A 23152-nucleotide genomic window follows, 5' to 3' on the forward strand; every position below is an offset into this window, starting at 1 on the left:
TTCGCTAAGCTCCGTTTCCATGATTTTCAGCGATGGTCAAACAAAAGACTCAGAATCAGGCCACGGCTTGATCCCTCTTCATCTAATTGTTTGGCCTCACGCCCCCATCCTTCATAAAGCTTCCAGTCCTCAAAGAAAACCTCAATCAGCCATCTCAACGTATAGGCTTGAATAATATCTTGTGTGCGCCAAGTCAGGTCTGTCGCCACTAAATAGCGATAGTCGTTTTCACCGTCATATTTTAAGGCAATGACAAAGCGTTTTTTACTGTGAGAACTCACCTTTAATCGTGCACTGCTGACAGTCACTTTAATCTCTTTGCCGCCACGTACACGTATTATCTGATCAATGCCTTTGTTAATCGAATTAAAGTACCTGAATTCGTATAATAAGTGCATAACCCTCTGCAAGTATTGGCTAGACTAACACCTGTTGAATTAAGACAAGACATAGGTGTAAAGTAAACAGCTACCAAACAATTTACAGAGGCTACAAATGAGCTATACACACCTATGTCCTGAAGAAAGATATTATATAGAAATTGAATTAAAAAAGGGAACTTCACAGAATAAAATAGCAGAAGCCTTAGAACAAAGCCAAAGCAATATTTCACGCGAGATTAAACGCAATACAGGTCAAAGAGGCTACAGGCATAAACAAGCAGAAGATTTTGCCCAAGAACGACACAAAAACAAGCCTAAAGAGGTTAAATTAACGGATGAAATAAAAGGCATTGTTAATGTTCGCATTGAGGATGACTGGAGTCCTGAGCAGATTGCAGGGCGGTTAAAACAAGAGGGTATAATTAGTCTTCATCATGAAACAATCTACCAGCATATTCTGGCGGACAAAAGGCAGGGGGTGAACTATACAAGCATCTTCGGCATCAGAACAAAACCTATCGCAAGCGGTATGGGTCAGCCCATAATAGGACAGGAATCCCTAATAGAGTCGATATAGATGAGCGTCCTGAAGAGGTCAACAACCGTAACCCATCTTCGTCACTTTCATCTTTCTAAGCCATTGACTCATCGGTTTAAGCGATTTTTTGTCGAAAAATTCTCTTTAAAATCAATGGTGTTTTTTTTGAAAGTTTTGTAGTGCCATTTATATTATTTTTGTCGATAAATTCATTGACTTTTGTCAAAAAAATCATCATTATTTGAGTGTAATTTACATGCGACAAAAATACTCTAAAAAATCCAACGTTTTATACAAAAACACAAAATCTGTAGTGCCAACTGGCTACTTTTTAAAATTTCAACCAATTGATTTATAACAACTACATCATCAATAGTGACGAAGATGGGGTAAGCGTATAGGTGATTGGGAGGCAGATACAATCATTGGGAAAAATCACAAAGGGGCGATTGTAACGTTGGATGAGCGAGTCTCTAAATTACGGTTGGCCTTCCCTTTAGCGGGGAAAAAGGCTCAATATGTATTAGACGCAACTATTTTAATGCTTGATCCTATAAAAAGCTTTGTTAAAACAATTACTTTTTATAACGGGAAAGAGTTTACCCTGCATGAAAAAATAGCAGAAGCACTAGGTTGTGATACGTATTTTGCGACTCCCTACAGCTCTTGGGAAAGAGGGCAAAATGAGAATGCTAATGGCTTATTAAGACAGTATTTCCCTAAAGTAATGGAGTTGATTGATGTTACGATAAAAGAGGTTTTTATAGCCGTTGATAAGCTAAATAGTCGCCCTAAAAAGTGTCTCAATTACAAAACACCTTATGAGGTATTTGAAAAGCTGACTGGGATAAATATGAAAAATTTATTGGGTTATGTACTTATGACTTGAATTCAGGGGATGTGTTTCAACTGATGCCATCAGGAAAACATATGATTGGCAGAGATTTAGGGCGCTTAGAGCCAACACCATCATTAAAGTATTGTTCTGCTGGGTGAAGGTAAGAGTTTGATGGCAATGGGATGGAAAAACTTGAACATCGAGTAAAAGTAATTTCAAGGAAACTAAAGCTTGGTCTTCCAATACCCGCTCACTTGAAAATCAAATGCGCCTGACTGCAATGAGCTATAATTTAATGCGCGTGTTTGAAGAGATTTCAAAAACACAACAGCCAGAATTGATTCATCCATCGGATAAAAAATATAGCGAGGCTCTGGAAATTAGGCAGCAACAGGCTCAAAAACGAGATCGTTTTGTGAATCCATTATTTTTCCAGGCAAGAATATCTCGTATCAGCTCGTATACCATTCGGGCAGTTCAAAACGCAATAATAACAGGAATGTCTTTACAGTGTTTTATGAGCTCTCTTGTGGCGAGGTTAGTTTCACGGCATCAATTGATAGGGGAACACTGATGATCTTAATGGAAAAAAGAAATTATCAGATGATGGCCAAAAGAGTAATTTATCTGTAATCAGTAATTTTGCCGTGATTTTTAGTTCATGCTAAGCTAGAACACTCTTATTCCTGCAAGCACACTGCTCTGCAACTTTAGCTGACATTACCGCCTAAATTTCTGTATGACAAAAACCACATCAAGTTTTAATGTTTATAAGCGCTTATTAAAATATGTAGTCCCTTATATTAAATTATTTTTCATCAGCATTTTTGGTTTTGCTATTGTTGCTGTTGCAGAGCCTTTATTTGCTGAACTAGTCAAATTGATTATTGACACTATCGAGCAGGGTAATAAAGCGGATCATAAGATTCTTCCAGCTTATATTATCGGGCTAGTGATGTTTAGAAGTCTGGGTACTTTCTTTGGAAATTATTTTTTAGCCAAGGTTGCGGTTAATGTTGTACATAAGCTACGTCAGGATATTTTTAACCATTACTCCAGGCTCTCCACTGAATATTTTGATGCGCAAAATAGTGGCCATTTAATTTCCCTGATTACCTATAATGTAACGCAGGTTACCAACGCCACTACAACTTCAGTTAAGTACTTTGTTCGAGAAGGACTTACGGCGGTTGGCTTAATTGTATATCTACTGTGGCTGAACTGGCAGTTAACACTGGTGTTTTTTGTTATAGCGCCGTTAATTGCCATTATCGTAACCGTGATTAGTAAAAAACTCAGATCTTTGAGTAAAAATGTCCAGGATTCAATGGGCGATATGACTCATATTACCTCTGAGCTGGTTCAAGGAAATCGCGTAGTAAAATGCTTTGGTGGTGCTGCCTATGAGATTAAGCGCTTCAAAGCGAGCAGTTTTTTTAATAAGCAACAGTCACAAAAAGTGGCTCTGGTGGCTGCTATTCAAAATCCGGTGATGCAAATCCTGGTCGCATTTGCTCTTGGCGGATTGCTTTTTTTAGCGTTAAGCATGATGGATAACGCTAGCACGGGTGGTTTTGTTGCTTATTTACTGGCAGCTTTTATGCTACCTAGGCCGATACAGGCGTTAGTCCAGGCAAATAATGAAATCCAGAAGGGGATCGCTGCTGCAAGTGATATTTTTATTGCCTTAGATGTAGAGCCAGAGAATGATCAAGGCACAATCGATCAAGCCGCTGGAAAAGGCATAATACAATTTGAGAATCTTTCATTCAGTTATCCTGGCTCCAGAAAACTTGCGCTGAAGAATATTAACTTAAACATTCAAGCCGGTCAGACCATTGCGATTGTTGGCGCTTCCGGGAGTGGCAAAACGACCTTAACTAATTTAATTCCGCGTTTTTATGACTACTCTAAAGGGCGAATATTATTAGATGGGGTGGAAATCAAGCAATACACTTTAGGCTGCTTAAGGGATCAGATTGCCATAGTCACGCAAAATACCACCCTGTTTAACGACACAGTTTTTAACAATATTGCCTATGGAGTTTTAAGTGATATTAATGAAGAAGATGTTTTAAAAGCAGCTGAAGATGCTTATGCGACCGAGTTTATTGTATCGCTGGAAAATGGTATGCAAACTGAAATTGGCGAGCATGGTATTCAGTTGTCGGGAGGTCAAAGGCAGCGCCTGGCGATTGCCCGCGCGTTACTAAAGAATGCGCCCGTGCTAATTCTGGATGAAGCAACCTCTGCTTTAGATACAGAATCTGAGCGCTATATTCAAAAAGCCCTGGAACATGTTATGGCGCACCGCACTACGATTGTTATTGCGCACCGCTTATCGACCATTGAAAAGGCAGATGTGATTCTAGTGATGCAGGCAGGTGAAATTGTAGAGCGCGGTACGCATCAGGACTTATTGGCTAAAAAAGGCACCTATGCCAGGTTACATGCGATGCAATTTAGTGAACATAGTACTGCCGAGCAATAGCGTTTGTATAACTCGATGTTCAAGTTTTTCCATCCCATTGCCATCAAACTCTTACCTTCACCCAGCAGAACAATACTTTAATGATGCTGTTGGCCCTAAGCGCCCTAAATCTCTGCCAATCATATGTTTTCCTGATGGCATCAGTTGAAACACATCCTTTATTAATTCACCTAACTCTTTCAGCTTATCACCAGGATCTGGAAACTCTAGCAATGACGTGATGAACTCAAGCAGTACATCCATTTGAGACTTGCGCTGTAAGCTTCCTACGGTATACGCAGGTAGTTTGCTTTCAATGCGGGCTATTTGCTCTGGGTGAAGGAGAAGGCAATGGTCAAACAAAAGACTCAGAATCAGGCCACGGCTTGATCCCTCTTCATCTAATTGTTTGGCCTCACGCCCCCATCCTTCATAAAGCTTCCAGTCCTCAAAGAAAACCTCAATCAGCCATCTCAACGTATAGGCTTGAATAATATCTTGTGTGCGCCAAGTCAGGTCTGTCGCCACTAAATAGCGATAGTCGTTTTCACCGTCATATTTTAAGGCAATGACAAAGCGTTTTTTACTGTGAGAACTCACCTTTAATCGTGCACTGCTGACAGTCACTTTAATCTCTTTGCCGCCACGTACACGTATTATCTGATCAATGCCTTTGTTAATCGAATTAAAGTAGCTCTCGACTGACCTTATTCTACCTCTATATTCAATATTTTGGTTTTTACGTAATTGGCTAATCACCTGCGAGCCTCCAGATTCTTTAAAGGCTTTTTCACCATACAGCGCATCAGCCAGTACGCCTTTAATTCTAATCAGGCTATGCGCAACTTTAAACTCTTTTAATAAGCCTAATGCAATCTCTGTTTTGGTCGGGTAGGCACTGTCACGTTCAGGCTTAATAGGCCGATCTTTTTTTGCTATACCGCTCTTTTTCAACCGTTTATCTTCTTTATCCCACTGCTTTAAGGCTGGATCCGGCATATAAAAGAAAAAACCGACAGGCACTGTAATGGATGAGGTAACTAGCAGCAATAATACTATCGTTTGTCCATTAACATACCCGCCGGAGCCTTTGTGTTTCTGCTTGTAAACCTTATAAATACGTTTTGTAGACTTAGATCGTGCTCGGTCTGATTCATCAAAGGCCAACACACCTTCAGTAATGCCATAACGTTTTAAAATTAAGACCACACTCACCCGTAGCAACCAGTCCCAGGGTATACTTGCTTTACGAAACACCTAGGATAATGCGGCTACTTTGCAATCTCCAAGGCTTGCTCGCTCAAACTTAGCCCAGCAAACAGAGTTCATTAGCAGTATGCACGTTAAACAAGTGCCCAACCAAGCGGCTTGAATCCGTGTCAAAGCGGCTCCGGGTTTTAGCTGATTGAGCGCATCATTTAAATCGTCAATATAGCTTTGGATAAAGTTGGGGAGTCGCTATTTTTGCGAAAGCTTGTTTTGGGCATCCCAGCCCAAGCAAGCAGCAAAAACTTAACGCGACCACTTATGCCTCCGGCGGCCCCGATTCGTCCTCGTCACCTCGTCCCGACCCAACAAGGGGTCGGAACATAGGCTCCAAATGACTTGACGCCGTGTCGGATGGCCTTTTATTTTGTCTCCACCTTCGCTAACGCTCAGACTCCGACAAAATAACGGCCCTACGGCTATCGCGGACTAAAAATCATCACTTCGCTTAGGCTCCGTTTCCCTGATTTTCAGCGGTGGCTGGGGCATTCATTAACATGGGCTTACACCGATAAAATTACAACAACCTCAGAATACCTGATTTTACCTTCTCAATATCAAAAACTTGAACATCGAGTATAAACAAAAAACCGTTGATTGCTGCAGACCGGACAACGATTACTATTACCATGAAGCTAATGAAGGAAAAAAACGAACCTTCATTAGCTTCATGGTAAAAGAAAATCATAACGGCCGCACAAACACGTTAATAATTTCCAATAAGTTCTTGCATACGGTTGGTTATTAGTTCGTAAGTGAAGTGATTTTTATACAGCGAAACTTAGGGAGATAGAAACACACATCATCTAAAACTGCTAGCCTTTTTATCCGTCTTCTGCGTTGTAGTAACAGTAACGTAGCCTACTATGCGTTTATTACTACGCCTTGAATACGAACAAAAATTCTGCCCAATATGTATTTCCAGCTCCCTCATGCAACTATTGACCCTGGCCTTTATTCTGCTGATGTTCCGCTGCCTTTCGCATCTTTAGCACCTTCGATAAACTTCGCTTTGAGCTTTTTAAAGGCCGACCATAATGTCGTGTCCATGACCACCTCATTACCAATTGAAACAATTACACGTGTTAACTCAGGTATCTTGGTCTTAGTCGAAATCATATAAATAGGCTGCACATACAGCACAGAATTTTTACCCATCGGCAAAATAACCATGCGCCCCTTTGCTACATTAGAGCCATGTTGATCCCATAAGGTGAATTGCTCAGAGATCTCAGGACTTTGATCGATTAAGGCCTCCACCTGAGCAGGCCCGTTGACTTGTATATCCTTGCCAAATTTATAGATAGTTATATGCGGGTCATAACTGCCTTCCTTACAGCTTTGGTTATCTAAAGTTCCAGCCAGCCCAATCATGCTCAAATTGCTACGATTGATAGGTGTCATGGGATTAATCATGACAAATTCTTCTCTATCCTTACAATGACCGAAATCCATCGTCTGGTAGTATGGCATAATCAGTTTTTTATTCACCTTGGCAAACTGCCAGGTTTCGGCCTGTTCATAAAACAGCCCTGGCTGTATTTGATGATATTTGGCATAGACCATCATTTGCATATAATACAGCTCGCGTGGGTAGCGTAAATGTTTGCGTAACTCCGCAGGCATTTTATCCAGATGATGAAACACACCCGGATAAGCAACACGGTATGCATTAATAATAGGGTCTTTTTCATCAGCAATATAATAGGTAGTCGAACCATCATAGGTATCGATAACAATTTTTACTGAATTACGGATATAGTTAAAGTTCTGTTTACCGGATAAAAACTTATCACTGGCTAATTTAGCAGCCGGATACTTGTCAGACAGGGTATAAGCATCCTGAATCCAGAAAAACCGACCCTTGGTAACGACTAGATAAGGGTCATTGTCCAGATGTAAAAAAGGTGTTAGTGATTTTATTCTATCAACAATATTTCTTCTTATTAACAGCGTGCTCTCAGTAGAAATATTGGTGGAAAAAAATATTTTTTCATCGCCAAAATAAACCGCAAAAAGCAATTTTCTAAAGAACGAGGTAAAGGGTATGCCCGCGCCACCTTTATAAATGCCATTAACGTCTTGCGATGAGTCTGACATACCCAGCACATCCAGTTCGTTCGGCACAATGGCATAAGTATATTTTTCCTGACCATAATAAATATCAGGTATTTTTACAGAAAAACCGACACTTGAAGTCATATTCAAGTCACGCAAGTACCAGGTAATGGGTTTTCCGGCATCCTGTGCTGCTGGTGTTATCACTGCACCATAACCATGTGTATAACGTAAATGCATATTTTCCCAGTTCTTTGCTTCACTGGGTAATTTATCTGTATTTAATTCTCGTGCAGATAAATTGACTTGCTGGGTATGATTATTTAAAAAGTAACGGTCTTCATCCACACTATTAAACGTGTAATAAGGGCGGATGCCTTGTAATTGTCTATAGCCATCAATTAAATACTCGCGCTCCCATACCGGAATATTTTCAAAGTGCTTTTTAGTTCCCCAGGATTCGATATCCTTAGTGGCATCTAAATGAACTTTATAATCAATAATATTAATCTTATTCAGGTTAAACGCATCCAGCGTTGCCTTAATATTATTCTCCATAAACTGGCCCTCGGTTAACACTGGATTAGGGCGCACTATAAAAGAATTTATCAGGCTGGGAATAAAAGATACATTTTGCAAGCCCAGCGCGACTAATACGCCACCTAAGGCTATATAAATGGGTATGGCCGAACGATGGTGTAGGGAAAAAATATAAATAGCTGCAGAGACAAATAAAGCCAGTATCGAAATAATACTCAACCAGATCAACGGTAAGTCATAACGCAGCTCAACAAACCCGGGTCCAAAAAACACCGGCTCATGCGAGTCCACATATAGCAATGAGAAGCGATCCAGAAATAAGCCCCAAATCACAAATAGTATGGCAAAGCCTAAAAGGAGCGTTAAATGTACTTTAGCGCCGAATGGATATTCTTTATTCTGGTTAGGTACAAAAACATGTTCTAACCAGTAAAGTGCAGTCACTAAAAAAAATAGGATAATCGATGAGTATAATAGCTCTTGCTGAATAAGCATATACAATGGATATGAAAACAGGTAAAAACTGATATCCTGTCCATAAACTGGGTCCAATATACCTGATGAGCTACCAAAGAAATATAATAAAGCGGCTTCCCACTGCATGTAAAAAGGACTGGCAATGACAATGGCAAGTATTAAAGACAAGGGGGTATAGATCTTTACGGATCCATACATAAACATATCAGCAAAGGTTTGAAAGCGCTGACGTTTATCAGCGCTGACCAGTATTTCATCCGGTGGGTTCAGCCCCAGGTAACGAGAAGCAATCCAGAAATGGAAAAAGAAAATGCTGAAAAAAATCAGTGTTACACCACCCAGGAATATAAAGCGGTAGAGCAATCTTAACCAGAAATAGCCTTCAAAATTAAGCGAGCGAAACCACCATAAGTCGACAAAGAAGTCGAGAAAGATAAAATAAAACAGGATATAGGCTATGACAGCAATGACTGTCAGCCCTATTAGAACGGGTAACAATTTCCAGTTCCGCATGAAAGCCTCTTAGTTAAGTAATTTAAGTGTTAATTGACTTATTTATAGCAAAGCCATATCAGCAGTTTTTCCAAGAATAAAAATCACATTGAGCAAAAGGAAGTTTTAATAAAAGCCCCCCCCTTCATTGTGAGTAAATAACTTTTCCCGCCTGAATTGTAAAGCACACTCTGCCTAGCATGGCGTCCTGCCAAAACGGTGTGTTTTGCCCTCGACTCTGCCAGGTTTGCTGATTAATTTGCCATTTTTCATGTGCATCAAAAATACACACATCGGCGATGCCGCCTATTGCTAAATGGCCTGCATTTATAGCTAAAATCTTTGCCGGGAATTCGGACAAACTTGCAATTCCCTGTACAAGATCCAGATTTCCCTGCTCCACCAGACGTAGCATTAAGGGCAAAACAGCCTCGATCGTCGCCATGCCGGGTTCGGTTTCCGGGAATGCGCCTAATTTTGCATCGACATCGTGTGGCTGATGATCGCTGCAAATAGCATCGATAATGCCATCTTGCACGCCAGCAAGCAAAGCCTCTTTATCCTGCTGACTGCGTAATGGTGGCAATACATGATAGTGGCTATCAAAGGGGCGCATATCGGTATCGCATAAATGTAAATGATGCATACCAACATCAGCCGTAACAGCTAGTCCGGATTGCTTTGCCTTAGCAATTAATGACACTGCACGGCCACTGCTTAAGCCGCGAAAATGCACCCGGCAACCGGTTTGCTCAATAAGCTCGATACACTGCATAAGAGCAATCGTTTCAGCGGCGACAGGAATGCCGGATAAGCCATAGCGACTCGCCATCGCCCCCTCATGCGCACATCCCTGATTACTCAAGGCTGACTCCTGAGGGCAGTACATTAATAATAAGTCATGCGTTGCCGCATATTCCATTGCCCTACGTAGTACCAGTAAGTCCTGGATAGCTGCTTGTGCATGTCCTACTGCAATACAGCCAGCCTGCTTTAGTGCATACATGCAACTCAATTCTTTGCCAGCAAGTTTTTGGGTTAATGCAGCAATAGGGTAAATATGCTTATAGGCACATTGCTCAGCTTTATCTTTAATCAGCTCCAGCACTTCCGGCGTATCAATCACCGGTCTGGTATCTGGCGGGATACACAGGCAGGTAAAACCGGCACTGGCAGCAGCGTGCGTCTCTGATTGTATGGTGGCCTTATGTGTCTGGCCAGGCTCACGCAGGCGAGTGCTTAAGTCGATAAAGCCGGGGCACACTATTTTTCCTTGAGCATCAATCAGGGTCTGTGGCTCAAACCCGGCGGGCGCATCGCCTATGGCAACAATCTTGCCGTCTTCAATATACAGTCCCGCAAGCTCATCAAGCTTGTTGGCAGGGTCAATAATATGCCCATTAAAAATTGCAATACGCATTATTCAGCCCTCGCATTATTACTCTGCATCGCCATAGACATAATAGCCATACGTACGGCTATGCCATTAGTTACTTGCTGTAAAATAACTGACTGGGGACCATCGGCAACACTTGAAGAAATCTCCACTCCCCGGTTAATCGGTCCCGGATGCATAACAATTGCATCTTTGTTGGCGATTTTTAATTTCTCATCAGATAGGCCGAAACACTTGAAATACTCGCTTTCACTAGGCAGTAGCGCGCTATTCATACGTTCTTTTTGTAAGCGTAGCATGATTATAACATCAACATTCTTCAGCCCCGCTGTTAGGTCATGGTAAACAGAAACGCCCAGGCTTTCGACTTCGACTGGCAATAATGTCTTAGGTGCAATCACCCTGACTTCTTCTGCACCGAGAATATTCAAAGCATGTACCTGCGACCTGGCCACTCGCGAGTGCAATATATCTCCGACTATGGCGATACGCAGTCCTGAAAATTGCTGCTTCGCACGCCGAATAGTAAACATATCCAGCATCGCTTGGGTGGGATGTTCATGCTGACCATCGCCAGCATTGATGACGCTGATATGGGGCGCTGTATGCTGGGCGATAAAGTGGGCCGCGCCACTTAAAGAATGACGTACCACAAACATATCCACCTGCATCGCTTCCAGATTGCGGATAGTGTCTAGCAGACTTTCCCCTTTGGATGTTGCAGAGGTTGCAATATTCATACTTAGCACATCAGCAGACAGCCGGGTTGCAGCAAGCTCAAAAGTCGCAAGAGTACGGGTACTATTTTCAAAGAACAAATTAACAATGGTCTTGCCACGCAGCAAAGGAAATTTCTTAACCTGCTGGGCAGAAATATCTGCAAATGACTCAGCGGTATTGAGAATTTCAGTTAATAAGCTCTGCTCCTGGCCTTGAATGCTCAGGAAATGTTTTAATTTGCCTAGTGAATTTAGTTGTAAATCCTTATCAACAAACATGTCCCCTCCTAAGGAACTGACTGAATATCAACATCCAGCGGCTCTGGTCCAGTTAGTTTTATGCGCTGACCCTTAGCCAGGTTGATCTCTGCGCCAATACAATCAGGGCGTATAGGTACTTCCCTGCCATTACGCTCGATTAATACTCCAAGAATCACTTGTCTAGGCCGTCCGTAATCGAAAATTTCATTCAGTGCCGCGCGTATAGTACGCCCAGTATAAAAAACATCATCGATTAAAATAATATCGCGCCCCTCAAGCGTTAAAGGCACCTTACTTTGTTTTACTTTAGGATTAACCCCGATTTGCGAAAAATCATCGCGGTAAAAGGAGATATCCAGCAAGGCTAGCGGTTCTTCAATTTTAAGCCAGCGATGTAGTTTTTCGGCCACCCACACGCCACCAGTGTGGATGCCTATAAAGATGGGGTTGTGGACTTTTCTTTGCTCCATCACTTCAAAAATTGATGATTCGAGTTGATTAAGTAACACCGGAATCTCTATATGTTCAATTGTCATTATTGTTGATTTAACCAGGACTGAAGAATTAACTGGGCTGCGAGCTGATCCTGTACTGCCCATAGCTTACTTGCATTCACTTGAATATCATCATATAGCATCTGCTTGGCCTCAAATGTCGACAGGGCTTCATCCATTTGAAATACCGGCAGATTAAAGCGTCCGTTTAATTGCCGGCAGAACTTTAACATTCTGGGCGTAATAGGATTATCGCTGCCATCCATTTGTCGTGATACTCCGACGACTAGTCCCTGAGGCTGCCATTCTTTAATGAGCTGGTTGATTTTTTCCCAGTTGGGAACCTGGTTTAAAGATCGCACAGTTTCTAATGGGCTGGCTGTTTTTGTGGTTAACTGCCCTACTGCCATGCCAATTTTTTTATTACCAAAATCAAAGCCTAAATAACTGTCTGAACTTAAATTTGCCAGCACAGGATCCGGTTTAGGCATGTCCTGTCTGACTGCTTAATAAGTTTATATCCAGCCCCATTTTGTTTGCTGCGGCGCTCCAGCGCTTGCTGATAGGGGTATCAAATACGACACTTTCATCGTACTGGGTGCTCAACCAGGCATTGCTTTTCATTTCTGTTTCGAGCTGATCAACTCCCCAGCCAGCATATCCCAGGGTAATCAGGAATTTTTTAGGGCCTTGCCCTTTAGCGATTGCTTTTAAGATATCCCGTGAAGTGGTTAGGGACAGGGTATCCGATACTGCAATACTTGACTCCCAGTCCTGCTCGGAAGTGTGATGCAATACAAAACCGCGCTCTTGCTGTACCGGTCCGCCAGAGAAAATTGGAATTTCTGCAATTTTAGCGTCTATTGCCTCCATATCCATTTGCTCTAAAATATCCCCCAGTGTCATTTCCATCGGGTGATTAATTACTAGTCCTAATGCACCTTCGCTGTTATGCTGACAGACAAAAGTGACCCCATGAAAGAAATTTGGGTCTTTCAGGTTGGGCATTGCAATCAGCAATTGATTTTTAAAGGAATTTAATTCTTGCATAAAAACTCTTGGTTATTGCTTGCTAAAAGCATCGAATGTTTAATTATATCGCGTAGTGGCATGGATGAAAGAATAACCTTGTAATGCCTGAAATATGATCACATTACACGGCTTTAGTAGATGCCAGATCAGGCAAGTCACCTCTTAAACCCATCGCATAACGGTTAAAGTAATTTCTTAACCAGTGACTATGATTAATCCAGCTCATACCGGTGCCGCGTAGCTGGCGGAACCCCTCATGCTGATTAGTGTACATTTTATTAATTACATCCATACTGCTCATCATCGCCAGATTATCACCTTTGCGCCAGCGTTCGTATTGACGCAATAGCTTGTGACTGCCTATAGGCCTGCCAGCCTGATCTGCTTTAATAATTAATTCGGCTATGGCGGCAGCATCCAGCAAGCCTGCATTTGCCCCTTGGCCTGCTAAGGGGTGCATGGCATGTGCAGCATCGCCGATTAACACAAAGTGCTCGGCGCTATACTGGTTTGCGTATTGAAAGCGTAAGGGAAATGCACCACGAAGGCCGGCATCCAGCATTTCCCCTAGGATACCATCGGAGGCCTGCGTTAGGCGCTGCAAAAATTCCTCATCGGATAAGCTCAGATACTCTTGCGCTGTTTGATGGCTGAGCGTCCAGACAATTGAGCACTGGCCATTTTTTAAGGGTAAAAATGCCAGCGGGCCTTCGGGTAAAAAACGCTGCCAGGCGGTAAATTGATGGTGCTTTTCTGTGCTGATGGTTGCGACTAGCCCATCTTGATTATATTCCCAGCCGGTAGTTTGAATATCGGCCATCTGGCGTAAAGCCGAGTCACGCCCATCTGCGGCAATCAGCACATCCGCTTCGAGTATTTGCCCGTCATACAGAACAACTTTGGCAAGCGTGCTATCCAGCTGTATATCAGCTACCTTAGCAGGGCAGATAATACTGGCATCTGTCAGTGCTTCCAGTCGATCCCACAAGCTGGCAACGATCACGCGGTTTTCTACTAAATGGCCTAATTCTGCAAATTCAGTATCGGCGGCATCAAAGTCCAGCATACCCGCGCTGTCAGCATCCCAGACATGCATATGGTTATATGGCCCAATGCCGCGCCGCTCGATTGCAGGCCATGCACCTACTGCCTGTAATATGTTTTGTGATGCCCTGGTTAATGCTGACACACGGATATCAACAGGTTCTTCAGGCCACTCTCTTAGCGGGTTACGTGTATCAATCAGGGCCGTTTTAATGCCTGCTTGCGCCACCGCACAGGCGGCAGTTGCGCCGACTATGCCACCGCCTACGGTAATCACCGCATAGTTAGTATTCATACTCGTCTCCGCGTGCCTATATACGGCATACGTACATTTAAGCCCATGGCATATCGCGCCAGCTGTTTTTTTGCGCCCGGTATAATGTCCAGCATGGCTAGCCCGGTATTTCTAGCGGCTGCCAGTGATAGCCACTGATTTGAAAATAGCTTGACAATGGAGTCAGTAAAGTTAACCACGGTATCATGGTCTTTTTGTCTTTGCCGGGCGTAATCAGCCAATAATTCCTCTGCGCCTATATCATCGCCCTGTTGTGCAGCATTTAAGAGCATTTCTGCCAGCTGCACTACATCGCGCAAGCCTAGGTTAAACCCCTGTCCAGCAACAGGGTGCAATTGGTGCACGGCATTACCGATAATAACCACGCGTCCCGAATGCATACTGTTTGCGCGTACCAGGCTAAGCGGAAAAGAGCGCCTGGGAGCCGCTAAGCTAAAGCGGCCCAGCTTATAGCCAAAACAGGCGTGCAAGCTGGCTAAAAAATCCTCTTCACTGTCAAGTAGCAGTTGCTCGGCGTCTTCTTTAGTGCGCGTCCAGACAACCGCATAATCTTGTTTAAAGGGTAAGAGTGCTAGCGGCCCTGAGCTGGTAAAGCGCTCATAGGCAACATTATCATGAGCTATTTCTGTTTTAATGGTGGTGACAATCGCTGCCTGTTGATAGTCGGTAACGTGCTGGTCTATCTCAAGCAGTTTTCTAATTGTCGATTGGCCGCCATCAGCACCGACTACTAATCTAGCTGAAATACTTAGCGAAGACTCTTGCTGCTTTAAGCTAATATGCGCATGGCTCTGGTCAGAGGCAATGCCTATCACGCGTGCCGGGCTTATCAGCTGAATATCAGTTTGTGCGACTAGTTCTGCAACAACATCTTCTGAATCCCGCGCAGTGATCACATAGCCTAATGCCGCCACACCTTCTTTTTTTGCTGACAAGCGGGTTTTTCCAAAGTGCCCCTGATCGGAAACATGGATGGTTTTGATAGGTGTGGCAACTGCCTTGGCTTGAGCCCAGATGCCTAAGGCCTGTAACATTTGTACCGTGCCACTGGCGAGTGCTAAAGCACGGTCTCCGGCGGGGGAGTTATGTAATTGTTCGCGGGTATTAGCTTCAACAATGGCAATTTTTAGACCACTACCCTTTAATGCCAATGCCAGACAGTTTCCTGCCAGACCACCGCCTACAATTAATACATCATAATCCTGCTGCATGTTTTAATTCTCTGTTGTTGCTTGCCCAGCCGTTATTTGGTCCTGCAATCCGGAGGACAAAATAGCAGCTGGACTACTTAGTTATTAACTGCGATTATTCTAGAATTATCATCAGTGTTCCCCTATCAATTGAGGCCGTGAAACTAACCTCGCCACAAGAGAGCTCATAAAGCACTGTAAAGACATTCCTGTTATTATTGCGTTTTGAACTGCCCGAATGGTATACGAGCTGATACGAGATATTCTTGCCTGGAAAAATAATGGATTCACAAAACGATCTCGTTTTTGAGCCTGTTGCTGCCTTATCTCCAGAGCCTCGCTATATTTTTTATCCGATGGATGAATCAATTCTGGCTGTTGTGTTTTTGAAATCTCTTCAAACACGCGCATTAAATTATAGCTCATTGCAGTCAGGCGCATTTGATTTTCAAGTGAGCGGGTATTGGAATACCAAGCTTTAGTTTCCTTGAAATTACTTTTAGTGTTATTGAATGTCTTTTCAATCGTCCATCGCTTGAAATACAGCATGACAATGGTTCCAGGGTTAATACTCGATGTTCAAGTTTTTCCATCCCATTGCCATCAAACGCTTACCTTCACCCAGCAGAACAATACTTTAATGATGGTGTTGGCTCTAAGCGCCCTAAATCTCTGCCAATCATATGTTTTCCTGATGGCATCAGTTGAAACACATCCTTTATTAATTCACCTAACTCTTTCAGCTTATCACCAGGATCTGGAAACTCTAGCAATGACGTGATGAACTCAAGCAGTACATCCATTTGAGACTTGCGCTGTAAGCTTCCTACGGTATACGCAGGTAGTTTGCTTTCAATGCGGGCTATTTGCTCTGGGTGAAGGAGAAGGCAATGGTCAAACAAAAGACTCAGAATCAGGCCACGGTTTGATCCCTCTTCATCTAATTGTTTGGCCTCACGCCCCCATCCTTCATAAAGCTTCCAGTCCTCAAAGGAAACCTCAATCAGCCATCTCAACGTATAGGCTTGAATAATATCTTGTGTGCGCCAAGTCAGGTCTGTCGCCACTAAATAGCGATAGTCGTTTTCACCGTCATATTTTAAGGCAATGACAAAGCGTTTTTTACTGTGAGAACTCACCTTCAATCGTGCACTGCTGACAGTCACTTTAATCTCTTTGCCGCCACGTACACGTATTATCTGATCAATGCCTTTGTTAATCGAATTAAAGTAGCTCTCGACTGACCTTATTCTACCTCTATATTCAATATTTTGGTTTTTACGTAATTGGCTAATCACCTGCGAGCCTCCAGATTCTTTAGCTGCTTCGTCCATAAAGGCTTTTTCACCATACAGCGCATCAAGCCAGTACGCCTTTAATTTTAATCAGGCTATGCGCAACTTTAAACTCTTTTAATAAGCCTAATGCAATCTCTGTTTTGGTCGGGTAGGCACTGTCACGTTCAGGCTTAATAGGCCGATATTTTTTTGCTATACCGCTCTTTTTCAACCGTTTATCTTCTTTATCCCACTGTTTTAAGGCTGGATCCGGCATATAAAAGAAAAAACCGACAGGCACTGTAATGGATGAGGTAACTAGCAGCAATAATACTATCGTTTGTCCATTAACATACCCGCCGGAGCCTTTGTGTTTCTGCTTGTAACCCTTATAAATACGTTTTGTAGACTTAGATCGTGCTCGGTCTGATTCATCAAAGGCCAACACACCTTCAGTAATGCCATAACGTTTTAAAATTAAGACCACACTCTCCCGTAGCAACCAGTCCCAGGGTATACTTGCTTTACGAAACACCCAGGATAATGCGGCTACTTTGCAATCTCCAAGGCTTGCTCGCTCAAACTTAGCCCAGCAAACAGAGTTCATTAGCAGTATGCCCGTTAAACAAGTGCCCAACCAAGCCGCTTGAATCCGTGTCAAAGCGGCTCCGGGTTTTAGCTGATTGAGCGCATCATTTAAATCGTCAATATAGCTTTGGATAAAGGTGGCTGGGGCATTCATTAACATGGGCTTACACCGATAAAATTACAACAACCTCAGAATACCTGATTTTACCTTCTCAATATCAAAAACTTGAACATCGAGTAATAGTCATTGGCAAGGTTGTCACAAACCGGTGAAGTTTTCCGGTTTCTGGATCACGGTAATCCACCACGTTAAATTTGATGCCCTTGTTTTCGTACACACTGTATGCTTCAACCCCTGTATTGATCTCATGGCGGGAGTCAAAAGGGATAGGCTCAACCAGAGTCGCAATTGAATTTTCTTTGTAACTACTCAGCGTAATTTAAACTCATAACAGATTGATTTAAAATAATAATTAATGTATCTCTCTGAATTTTAGTCCAATTTTCACCCCTTTTTAAAGGTGAAAATGACTAAAGTCAGGTTAAATTAAAATATATCCATTTGATTTTAAAGTTAAAAAACACGCTGAGTAGTTACTTTTCTTTTAGCATTGAAATCATGTAATTAGCATGTCGTTTCTGCCGATCCCACCAGACAAAGAAATATGAGCAACCCACTTCTGAGATTCAACGCGTAAATCCCCCCGGCCGCATAAACTTTCCCCTTGCTGTTTTTTTCAGTATGGCAGGCATGATCAATAAAATGTCCATCCGCTGCTTCTATGGTGTATTCGTCAAGTTCCGGGAATGCTTTAAGATAATCAATGCCTTGCGATAGCAGTGTTTCAGCGTGAAGATGATAGCTCTGCTGTTCAAATGCCTCAAGCATACTTGTTCGTCTATGCGACTTCAGTGATTTAAAATACGTTGAGTGGGGAAGCAGCTGGCCATAAATCTGTTCATTGGTTTGGAGGAAATGGCTACCACTATCGACTACACTGATACAGCGTAATAACCCAAGGCGAATAAAGTCGATATCCTTCAACTCTGGGCATGAACGAGACCACAAAGGATGACGCTCTGCTAACAGGGCACGTTCCATCGCTGAAAATCCTGGAAACGGAGCTTTAGCGAAGTGAAGATTTTTAGTCCGCGATAGCCGTAGGGCCGTTGTTTTTTCGGAGTCTGAGCGTTAGCGAAGGTGGAGACAAAATAAAAGGCCATCCGACACGGCGTCAAGTCATTTGGAGCCTATGTTCCGACCCCTTGTTGGGTCGGGACGAGGTGACGAGGACGAATCGGGGCCGCCGGAGGCATAAGTGGTCGCGTTAAGTTTTTGCTGCTTGCTTGGGCTGGGATGCCCAAAACAAGCTTTCGCAAAAATAGCGACTCCCCGAACTTTCATTGCAGTGTTGGTGAATATGTTCAGAGAGTGGTAGGTCTTTAAGCATGGGTGATATCCGTTTATGAGGTGATTAAAACGGAAATTTTTAGAAAACCTTTTTCGGCAAATGCAAGCTTTATTTGAAATTGTTTGTTGTTTTTTACGGTGCCTACAGAGTGTCTATTTGCTGTTATAAGTGATTAAAATCAAAAATATGGAAATATTCGAGTGGTGCTACCTTCAGGTAGGTTATAGACTGCTTTGTTTAGATGCTTCTTCTTTCAATGGGAACACTGATGAGAATTATAGTAACTTCCTTACTGCATAATGGCTTCAATCTCGGCGATGGTCTTGGGTATTGCATGACTCAGTACCTGATAACCTTGCTCGGTAACCAGTACGTCATCTTCTATGCGAATACCGATGCCTCGCCATTTCTCATCTACAGAGTCACAATCTTCCGGTATATAAAGTCCTGGCTCTATGGTTAGTGTCATGCCCGCTTCCAGTACGCGCCACTCATCATTGATCTTGTAATCACCGACATCATGTACGTCCATACCCAGCCAGTGCCCGATGCGGTGCATATAAAATAACTTATAGCTTTCATCTTCAATTAAAGTGTCTACATCACCGCGTAACAAACCCAGTTCAACCAGGCCTTTGGTTAATACCTGGACTGAGGCTTCATGTGCTTTATTCCAGGGGGCATTTACCTTGATTTCTTGCATGGCGGCTAATTGAGCATCAAGTACCAGCTGGTAAAGTAATTTTTGCTCGCTTGAAAAAACACCGCTTACCGGAAACGTACGGGTAATATCAGCAGCATAATGATCGCATTCGACGCCGGCATCAATCAACAGCAGATCACCATCTTTTAACACGGCTTTGTTTTCGGTGTAATGCAGTACACAGGCATTATCACCGCCTGCAACGATAGACGGATAGGCCACGGCACGTAGACCATTATCTATAAATTCATGAATCATCTCCCCTTCAATCTGATATTCATAACGCCCCGCCCGACAGCGCTGCATCGCACGTATATGTCCTTTGGCTGAAACATCAATGGCGTGTTGCATTAGCTTAATTTCGGTCGGGCTTTTAATCAGCCGCATTTCATGCAGAGTATGCTCTAAAGATACCAGCTCTCCAGGCGCGTTAATACCACTACGTGTCTGGCTGCGAATATGAGTGATCCATTCCATTAGATTATGATCTAAGTCAGAATCTCGCCCCATCGGGTAAAAAACCTTATTTTTGTTTTCTAGCAAGCCGGGCAAAATATCATTTAAATCATCAATTGGAAACGAATCATCTGCGCCATGATCATTAATTGCGCCCTCCAGACCTGCATGCGCACCTTCCCACAAGGCCTTTTTTTCATCAAATTCCTGGCAGAATAAAATGTACTCACCTTGCTGACGCCCTGGTATAAAAACAGCCAGCGCATCAGCCTCATTAAATCCGGTTAAATAGTAGAAATCACTATCCTGACGAAACGGATAATCAACATCGCGGTTACGTGTGCGTACGGTGGCACTGGGAATAATGGCGATATTTCCCTGTCCTATTTCTGCCATCAATTGCTGACGGCGCTGCCTCAAATCACTTGATATCATAATTACGCCTCTAATACACAGTGCTATTTTCTCTTGCGGGATTTAATTCACTGCGAATTAACATCACCGCTGCACGTAAATATTCCTGAATCTCTATCAGGTCATTTTCTGCTTCTTCTGCATGCTCTTCATCTATCTCAGCATCCAGTTTGGTGAATTCAATAATATCCTTGAGAACTTCATCTACATCGCCAGGCCATTCGCTAGAGGTCTGTACCCGCCCCATACCAAACAAAAATCCCTGGCACCATTGCATCAGCGCAGCGCAGCGCAGGGGTAGCATTTCATCTTCATCGGGTAGAAATAAATCAAACACAAATTCATCGCTGTCCATTAGCTCTTTTGTTTGCTCAAATAAATGTATCATTTCCAGTTTATCATCTTGTGGCAAGCCCGAACCTTCGGAAAAAGCTTCATTTATCCAGTCACTTGCTTCAGCAGCTTTATTCAGACATAACATAGCAACTGCGATACCATGCACTTCGGCGGCGCTGTCAGCAGCATCTTTTTGTAAAATAATTGAATTTAGGTCAGAGTAGCTCATTGCATTTTGAAATTTTAGTTGTGTTTTTATACCTGGATCTAGTGCAATACTAGCAATCAAATTTTGGGTACTTATGCTAGCATACATCGTTGAGAAAACTTTCGCTGAAAATCAGGGAAACGGAGCTTTAGCGAAGTGAAGATTTTTAGTCCGCGATAGCCGTAGGGCCGTTGTTTTGTCGGAGTCTGAGCGTTAGCGAAGGTGGAGACAAAATAAAAGGCCATCCGACACGGCGTCAAGTCATTTGGAGCCTATGTTCCGAACCCTTGTTGGGTCGGTACGAGGTGACGAGGACGAATCGGGGCCGCCGGAGGCATAAGTGGTCGCGTTAAGTTTTTGCTGCTTGCTTGGGCTGGGATGCCCAAAACAAGCTTTCGCAAAAATAGCGACTCCCCGAACACTAAAGTGTACTGAAGTTTCCCAATTATTGAGTAGCTGAAATACACAATGCTGGTGTATCGAGGTTTATTTTAGGTGGTTTTGCCATGTTTATAGCAAACCCCTACTTAATTCCCCTTAGGCAATAGCATTTGAAACGCAGGCGCGCCATGCTACCTCACGAAATTCCGGGACTCCTGTCGCCGTAATTCGTTCACCTACGCAGCGAATAGGAGATGCTCCAGCCGCCCTGCGTCCGCCACAGACTGAGCACAAGGCAGCTCAGTCATGGCTACCACAAATGGCTCTACGGCTATTCGGGATAAAATTTTAGCCTCCCTCGCGCGCTATCGCGCACTTCGGATTGGCAAATTTCCCTGCGCCTTCTGGAGACTATCAGCCCGTCCGGGGCTGACAGCGAATGAAAAGACTGTTTTTTTCATATATAGTTTCTCAGATAAATAATTTCCAAATTTGGAGCGCTTAAACTTAGGCGGTAACAACGAAATCTTCCCGCAATTTTTGCATAACACAAATCACTTTACTGGCATCATGCATATAAGTGTTAAAAGTTTGCACAACTGAATCATGAAGATCTTCAAAAGTCTTAAAATACTTCATATGAGTCGAATCGCGTTTCGTATTTTTCCATAATTTCTCAATCGGATTAAAATCCGGCGAGAACGCAGGGAGACGTTCTACTGTCAAACGATCTACATTAGCTAACTTAAATTCCTTAATAACACCGCTTCCATGATACGGGGCACCATCTTCAATTAGAATAATCTTGCCTTTATAATAAGCCAGCAATTGTGTTAAAAACTCAACATAGCTTTCACCATTAAAACGCCCAGATGTTTCAGCGTGTTGTAATATCATTGGCTTATAACTCTCGATTAAGACGTTGTCGGCAATAGAATATATCGCTTCCATAAAAAGCTTCTGTGTTGGATATTTCTCATTTTTTAAGCTTTTAAGAATAGCTAAAAATTCTTGAGGCAGCCCAGCTTCTTTTAAAAGTCTAAGTGACTTTGGTTTTATCTCATAAGCCAATGATTCTCGGTATTGAAAACTCCCTCCTTCGAGTTCGATCGTACCAAACATTTTCAACCCTTTTCGAATCCCTGATGTTTTCACTGTGGGTTGCTCTCCTATTGGAGCCCAGGTTCGTGCCAATGAACCCCACATAGCAAATGACACCTCATCACCGAATAAAACGACACTCTTTTCTTCTACCGCCTTTTCCATAATGGCAGGCAATGTTTCTTCCAGCCACGTTTTTCTTTCAAGCTCGTACTTTTCTTCTTCTTGGCGATCAGTCACAAAACGAGCTTTTTGATAACTGAAGCCCAGTTTTTTCATTAGGCTTGATAAATAGTTCAAGTTTTAACGAACTTCAAGTTTTAACCAAATAAGCTCGGCAATCATCGCAGTATTCCATATTCCACAATGAAATCCATTGTCTTCTGGGCCTTTCTTTATCAACTCAACCAATTTATTTTTCTGGTCTTTAGTTAACTTTGACTTCCGACCACGTCCTTGATAGTGTTGCCCTATTAACCAACCGACACCTTTATGCATGAATGTTTTCAGCCAATTTATAATGGTTTTTTCACAGACTCACATTAGGCGTGCTATTTCTTTGATTCCCATGCATTCACTGAACCAGAGTAGAGCTTGAGTTAATCGATATAAACAAATATTACTTAGCTTGAGAGCTGTCGCCATATTTTTTTTTAGTCGGTCTACAATTGACTTTGAAAAAGTGAGGGATACCATTTTTGACTGTTTCCGTTAGTGTTGGGACGAAAATTATAAGCCAGTTTCCCCTCTGTCGTTTTTGTTTGTTCGGAAATTAATTTTCTG

At 42.7% G+C, this 23152-nt stretch carries 30 protein-coding genes and 2 pseudogenes; 6 read left to right on the top strand and 26 right to left on the bottom strand.

Translation table 11 applies throughout. The features are described 5' to 3' along the window. Positions 1–26 precede the first annotated feature (26 nt). Positions 27–398, bottom strand: coding sequence for a hypothetical protein (locus K6984_RS18035; protein ID WP_221896785.1), 372 nt, complete (start codon positions 396–398; stop codon positions 27–29). Between the two features lie 97 nt (positions 399–495). Between K6984_RS18035 and K6984_RS18040 the strand changes: the two are divergent. From K6984_RS18040 to msbA, 4 genes and pseudogenes are all read left to right on the top strand, one after another. Then, a pseudogene (locus K6984_RS18040) lies at positions 496–989 on the top strand (IS30 family transposase); the annotation flags it as partial. A 323-nt stretch (positions 990–1312) separates the two neighbouring features. Next, positions 1313–1810, top strand: a pseudogene (locus tag K6984_RS18045) (IS30 family transposase); the annotation flags it as partial. Between the two features lie 214 nt (positions 1811–2024). Further along, on the top strand, positions 2025–2333 hold the full coding sequence (locus tag K6984_RS18050) for a hypothetical protein (RefSeq protein ID WP_221896422.1): 309 nt from the start codon (positions 2025–2027) through the stop codon (positions 2331–2333). A 165-nt stretch (positions 2334–2498) separates the two neighbouring features. Further along, positions 2499–4250 (top strand): lipid A export permease/ATP-binding protein MsbA, encoded by a 1752-nt coding sequence (msbA, locus tag K6984_RS18055; protein ID WP_221896787.1) that lies wholly within the window; start codon positions 2499–2501, stop codon positions 4248–4250. A gap of 57 nt (positions 4251–4307) precedes the next feature. Here msbA and K6984_RS18060 read toward each other — a convergent pair whose 3' ends face one another. Beyond that, positions 4308–5486, bottom strand: a complete 1179-nt coding sequence (locus K6984_RS18060) for a transposase (RefSeq protein WP_230988161.1) — start codon at positions 5484–5486, stop codon at positions 4308–4310. Further along, positions 5487–5612, bottom strand: coding sequence for a hypothetical protein (locus K6984_RS34110; protein ID WP_263458797.1), 126 nt, complete (start codon positions 5610–5612; stop codon positions 5487–5489). An 81-nt stretch (positions 5613–5693) separates the two neighbouring features. Between K6984_RS34110 and K6984_RS34115 the strand changes: the two genes are divergently transcribed. Next, positions 5694–5822 (top strand): hypothetical protein, encoded by a 129-nt coding sequence (locus K6984_RS34115; protein ID WP_263458596.1) that lies wholly within the window; start codon positions 5694–5696, stop codon positions 5820–5822. 627 nt (positions 5823–6449) lie between these two features. On the opposite strand, the gene K6984_RS18065 is transcribed toward K6984_RS34115, so the two are convergent. The 20 genes from K6984_RS18065 to K6984_RS18140 form a co-directional block, all read right to left on the bottom strand. Continuing rightward, a complete protein-coding gene (locus K6984_RS18065; RefSeq protein ID WP_221896788.1) occupies positions 6450–9083 on the bottom strand; it encodes a UPF0182 family protein in 2634 nt (877 codons plus the stop codon). Positions 9084–9207: 124 nt separating this feature from the next. After that, entirely contained in the window at positions 9208–10482 is a 1275-nt protein-coding gene (locus K6984_RS18070) for a dihydroorotase (RefSeq protein WP_338024547.1), read from the bottom strand. After that, a complete protein-coding gene (locus K6984_RS18075) occupies positions 10482–11456 on the bottom strand; it encodes an aspartate carbamoyltransferase catalytic subunit (RefSeq protein ID WP_221896789.1) in 975 nt (324 codons plus the stop codon). The genes K6984_RS18070 and K6984_RS18075 overlap by 1 nt, the downstream gene beginning before the upstream one ends. An 8-nt stretch (positions 11457–11464) precedes the next feature. Next, positions 11465–11974 carry a bifunctional pyr operon transcriptional regulator/uracil phosphoribosyltransferase PyrR gene (gene pyrR / locus K6984_RS18080; protein ID WP_221896805.1) on the bottom strand — a complete coding sequence of 170 codons (510 nt, stop codon included), beginning with the start codon at positions 11972–11974 and terminating at the stop codon, positions 11465–11467. Beyond that, positions 11974–12423, bottom strand: coding sequence for a Holliday junction resolvase RuvX (ruvX, locus tag K6984_RS18085; protein ID WP_221896790.1), 450 nt, complete (start codon positions 12421–12423; stop codon positions 11974–11976). The genes pyrR and ruvX overlap by 1 nt, the downstream gene beginning before the upstream one ends. Then, complete coding sequence (locus tag K6984_RS18090; protein WP_221896791.1) at positions 12416–12982, bottom strand: YqgE/AlgH family protein; 567 nt, start codon at positions 12980–12982, stop codon at positions 12416–12418. Before K6984_RS18090 ends, ruvX begins: the two co-directional genes overlap by 8 nt. A gap of 103 nt (positions 12983–13085) precedes the next feature. Further along, positions 13086–14303: a UbiH/UbiF/VisC/COQ6 family ubiquinone biosynthesis hydroxylase gene (locus K6984_RS18095; protein WP_221896792.1), complete on the bottom strand. Its 1218-nt coding sequence runs from the start codon at positions 14301–14303 to the stop codon at positions 13086–13088. Beyond that, the gene (ubiH, locus tag K6984_RS18100; protein ID WP_221896793.1) at positions 14300–15514 is read right to left on the bottom strand and encodes a 2-octaprenyl-6-methoxyphenyl hydroxylase; all 1215 of its coding nucleotides are present in this window, start codon (positions 15512–15514) and stop codon (positions 14300–14302) included. The genes K6984_RS18095 and ubiH overlap by 4 nt, the downstream gene beginning before the upstream one ends. A 111-nt stretch (positions 15515–15625) precedes the next feature. Further along, positions 15626–16063: a transposase gene (locus tag K6984_RS18105; protein WP_338024550.1), complete on the bottom strand. Its 438-nt coding sequence runs from the start codon at positions 16061–16063 to the stop codon at positions 15626–15628. 47 nt (positions 16064–16110) lie between these two features. Next, positions 16111–16827 (bottom strand): hypothetical protein, encoded by a 717-nt coding sequence (locus K6984_RS31315; RefSeq protein ID WP_230988162.1) that lies wholly within the window; start codon positions 16825–16827, stop codon positions 16111–16113. A 25-nt stretch (positions 16828–16852) separates the two neighbouring features. Beyond that, the gene (locus K6984_RS31320; protein ID WP_230988117.1) at positions 16853–17518 is read right to left on the bottom strand and encodes a hypothetical protein; all 666 of its coding nucleotides are present in this window, start codon (positions 17516–17518) and stop codon (positions 16853–16855) included. A 465-nt stretch (positions 17519–17983) separates the two neighbouring features. Continuing rightward, positions 17984–18460 (bottom strand): hypothetical protein, encoded by a 477-nt coding sequence (locus tag K6984_RS18115; RefSeq protein ID WP_221896795.1) that lies wholly within the window; start codon positions 18458–18460, stop codon positions 17984–17986. Then, complete coding sequence (locus K6984_RS18120; RefSeq protein ID WP_221896796.1) at positions 18442–18582, bottom strand: hypothetical protein; 141 nt, start codon at positions 18580–18582, stop codon at positions 18442–18444. Before K6984_RS18120 ends, K6984_RS18115 begins: the two co-directional genes overlap by 19 nt. 27 nt (positions 18583–18609) lie before the next feature. Beyond that, complete coding sequence (locus K6984_RS34120) at positions 18610–18738, bottom strand: hypothetical protein (RefSeq protein WP_263458596.1); 129 nt, start codon at positions 18736–18738, stop codon at positions 18610–18612. Further along, on the bottom strand, positions 18687–18809 hold the full coding sequence (locus K6984_RS34125; protein WP_263458798.1) for a hypothetical protein: 123 nt from the start codon (positions 18807–18809) through the stop codon (positions 18687–18689). Before K6984_RS34125 ends, K6984_RS34120 begins: the two co-directional genes overlap by 52 nt. Before the next feature lie 250 nt (positions 18810–19059). Next, positions 19060–20364: an aminopeptidase P N-terminal domain-containing protein gene (locus K6984_RS18125; RefSeq protein WP_221896797.1), complete on the bottom strand. Its 1305-nt coding sequence runs from the start codon at positions 20362–20364 to the stop codon at positions 19060–19062. A gap of 10 nt (positions 20365–20374) precedes the next feature. Then, positions 20375–20968, bottom strand: a complete 594-nt coding sequence (locus K6984_RS18130) for a UPF0149 family protein (RefSeq protein WP_221896798.1) — start codon at positions 20966–20968, stop codon at positions 20375–20377. Positions 20969–20979: 11 nt separating this feature from the next. Continuing rightward, a complete protein-coding gene (locus K6984_RS18135) occupies positions 20980–21132 on the bottom strand; it encodes a hypothetical protein (RefSeq protein ID WP_221896799.1) in 153 nt (50 codons plus the stop codon). A gap of 27 nt (positions 21133–21159) precedes the next feature. Next, entirely contained in the window at positions 21160–21288 is a 129-nt protein-coding gene (locus tag K6984_RS34130) for a hypothetical protein (RefSeq protein ID WP_263458642.1), read from the bottom strand. A 136-nt stretch (positions 21289–21424) separates the two neighbouring features. Continuing rightward, entirely contained in the window at positions 21425–21562 is a 138-nt protein-coding gene (locus K6984_RS18140) for a hypothetical protein (RefSeq protein ID WP_221896800.1), read from the bottom strand. Between the two features lie 12 nt (positions 21563–21574). Between K6984_RS18140 and K6984_RS18145 the strand changes: the two genes are divergently transcribed. Continuing rightward, on the top strand, positions 21575–21751 hold the full coding sequence (locus K6984_RS18145; protein WP_221896801.1) for a hypothetical protein: 177 nt from the start codon (positions 21575–21577) through the stop codon (positions 21749–21751). 24 nt (positions 21752–21775) lie between these two features. On the opposite strand, the gene K6984_RS18150 is transcribed toward K6984_RS18145, so the two are convergent. From K6984_RS18150 to K6984_RS18160, 3 genes are read right to left on the bottom strand one after another with little or no spacing between them, the layout of a single operon-like run. Then, positions 21776–22648 carry a transposase gene (locus K6984_RS18150; protein WP_221895925.1) on the bottom strand — a complete coding sequence of 291 codons (873 nt, stop codon included), beginning with the start codon at positions 22646–22648 and terminating at the stop codon, positions 21776–21778. Between the two features lie 24 nt (positions 22649–22672). After that, positions 22673–22867: a helix-turn-helix domain-containing protein gene (locus K6984_RS18155; RefSeq protein ID WP_221895542.1), complete on the bottom strand. Its 195-nt coding sequence runs from the start codon at positions 22865–22867 to the stop codon at positions 22673–22675. 39 nt (positions 22868–22906) lie between these two features. Next, on the bottom strand, positions 22907–23065 hold the full coding sequence (locus tag K6984_RS18160) for a hypothetical protein (RefSeq protein ID WP_221893723.1): 159 nt from the start codon (positions 23063–23065) through the stop codon (positions 22907–22909). Positions 23066–23152: the final 87 nt, after the last annotated feature.

The organism is Bathymodiolus japonicus methanotrophic gill symbiont, from assembly GCF_019721995.1.
Lineage (GTDB): Bacteria > Pseudomonadota > Gammaproteobacteria > Methylococcales > Methylomonadaceae > Methyloprofundus.

Coding starts and splice junctions, on each gene's coding strand:
- K6984_RS34125 (WP_263458798.1), bottom strand. CDS start 18,809: ATGCTTAAAGACCTACCACTCTCTGAACATATTCACCAACACTGCAAT.
- K6984_RS18090 (WP_221896791.1), bottom strand. CDS start 12,982: ATGCAAGAATTAAATTCCTTTAAAAATCAATTGCTGATTGCAATGCCC.
- K6984_RS18065 (WP_221896788.1), bottom strand. CDS start 9,083: ATGCGGAACTGGAAATTGTTACCCGTTCTAATAGGGCTGACAGTCATT.
- K6984_RS18050 (WP_221896422.1), top strand. CDS start 2,025: ATGCGCCTGACTGCAATGAGCTATAATTTAATGCGCGTGTTTGAAGAG.
- K6984_RS18160 (WP_221893723.1), bottom strand. CDS start 23,065: ATGGTATCCCTCACTTTTTCAAAGTCAATTGTAGACCGACTAAAAAAA.
- K6984_RS18095 (WP_221896792.1), bottom strand. CDS start 14,303: ATGAATACTAACTATGCGGTGATTACCGTAGGCGGTGGCATAGTCGGC.
- K6984_RS18135 (WP_221896799.1), bottom strand. CDS start 21,132: ATGGCCTTTTATTTTGTCTCCACCTTCGCTAACGCTCAGACTCCGACA.
- K6984_RS18120 (WP_221896796.1), bottom strand. CDS start 18,582: ATGGCCTTTTATTTTGTCTCCACCTTCGCTAACGCTCAGACTCCGAAA.
- K6984_RS31315 (WP_230988162.1), bottom strand. CDS start 16,827: ATGGACGAAGCAGCTAAAGAATCTGGAGGCTCGCAGGTGATTAGCCAA.
- K6984_RS18075 (WP_221896789.1), bottom strand. CDS start 11,456: ATGTTTGTTGATAAGGATTTACAACTAAATTCACTAGGCAAATTAAAA.
- ruvX (WP_221896790.1), bottom strand. CDS start 12,423: ATGCCTAAACCGGATCCTGTGCTGGCAAATTTAAGTTCAGACAGTTAT.
- K6984_RS18155 (WP_221895542.1), bottom strand. CDS start 22,867: ATGCATAAAGGTGTCGGTTGGTTAATAGGGCAACACTATCAAGGACGT.
- ubiH (WP_221896793.1), bottom strand. CDS start 15,514: ATGCAGCAGGATTATGATGTATTAATTGTAGGCGGTGGTCTGGCAGGA.
- K6984_RS18145 (WP_221896801.1), top strand. CDS start 21,575: ATGGCTACCACAAATGGCTCTACGGCTATTCGGGATAAAATTTTAGCC.
- K6984_RS18150 (WP_221895925.1), bottom strand. CDS start 22,648: ATGAAAAAACTGGGCTTCAGTTATCAAAAAGCTCGTTTTGTGACTGAT.
- K6984_RS18070 (WP_338024547.1), bottom strand. CDS start 10,482: ATGCGTATTGCAATTTTTAATGGGCATATTATTGACCCTGCCAACAAG.
- K6984_RS18115 (WP_221896795.1), bottom strand. CDS start 18,460: ATGGAACGTGCCCTGTTAGCAGAGCGTCATCCTTTGTGGTCTCGTTCA.
- msbA (WP_221896787.1), top strand. CDS start 2,499: ATGACAAAAACCACATCAAGTTTTAATGTTTATAAGCGCTTATTAAAA.
- pyrR (WP_221896805.1), bottom strand. CDS start 11,974: ATGACAATTGAACATATAGAGATTCCGGTGTTACTTAATCAACTCGAA.
- K6984_RS31320 (WP_230988117.1), bottom strand. CDS start 17,518: ATGTTAATGAATGCCCCAGCCACCTTTATCCAAAGCTATATTGACGAT.
- K6984_RS18125 (WP_221896797.1), bottom strand. CDS start 20,364: ATGATATCAAGTGATTTGAGGCAGCGCCGTCAGCAATTGATGGCAGAA.
- K6984_RS18035 (WP_221896785.1), bottom strand. CDS start 398: ATGCACTTATTATACGAATTCAGGTACTTTAATTCGATTAACAAAGGC.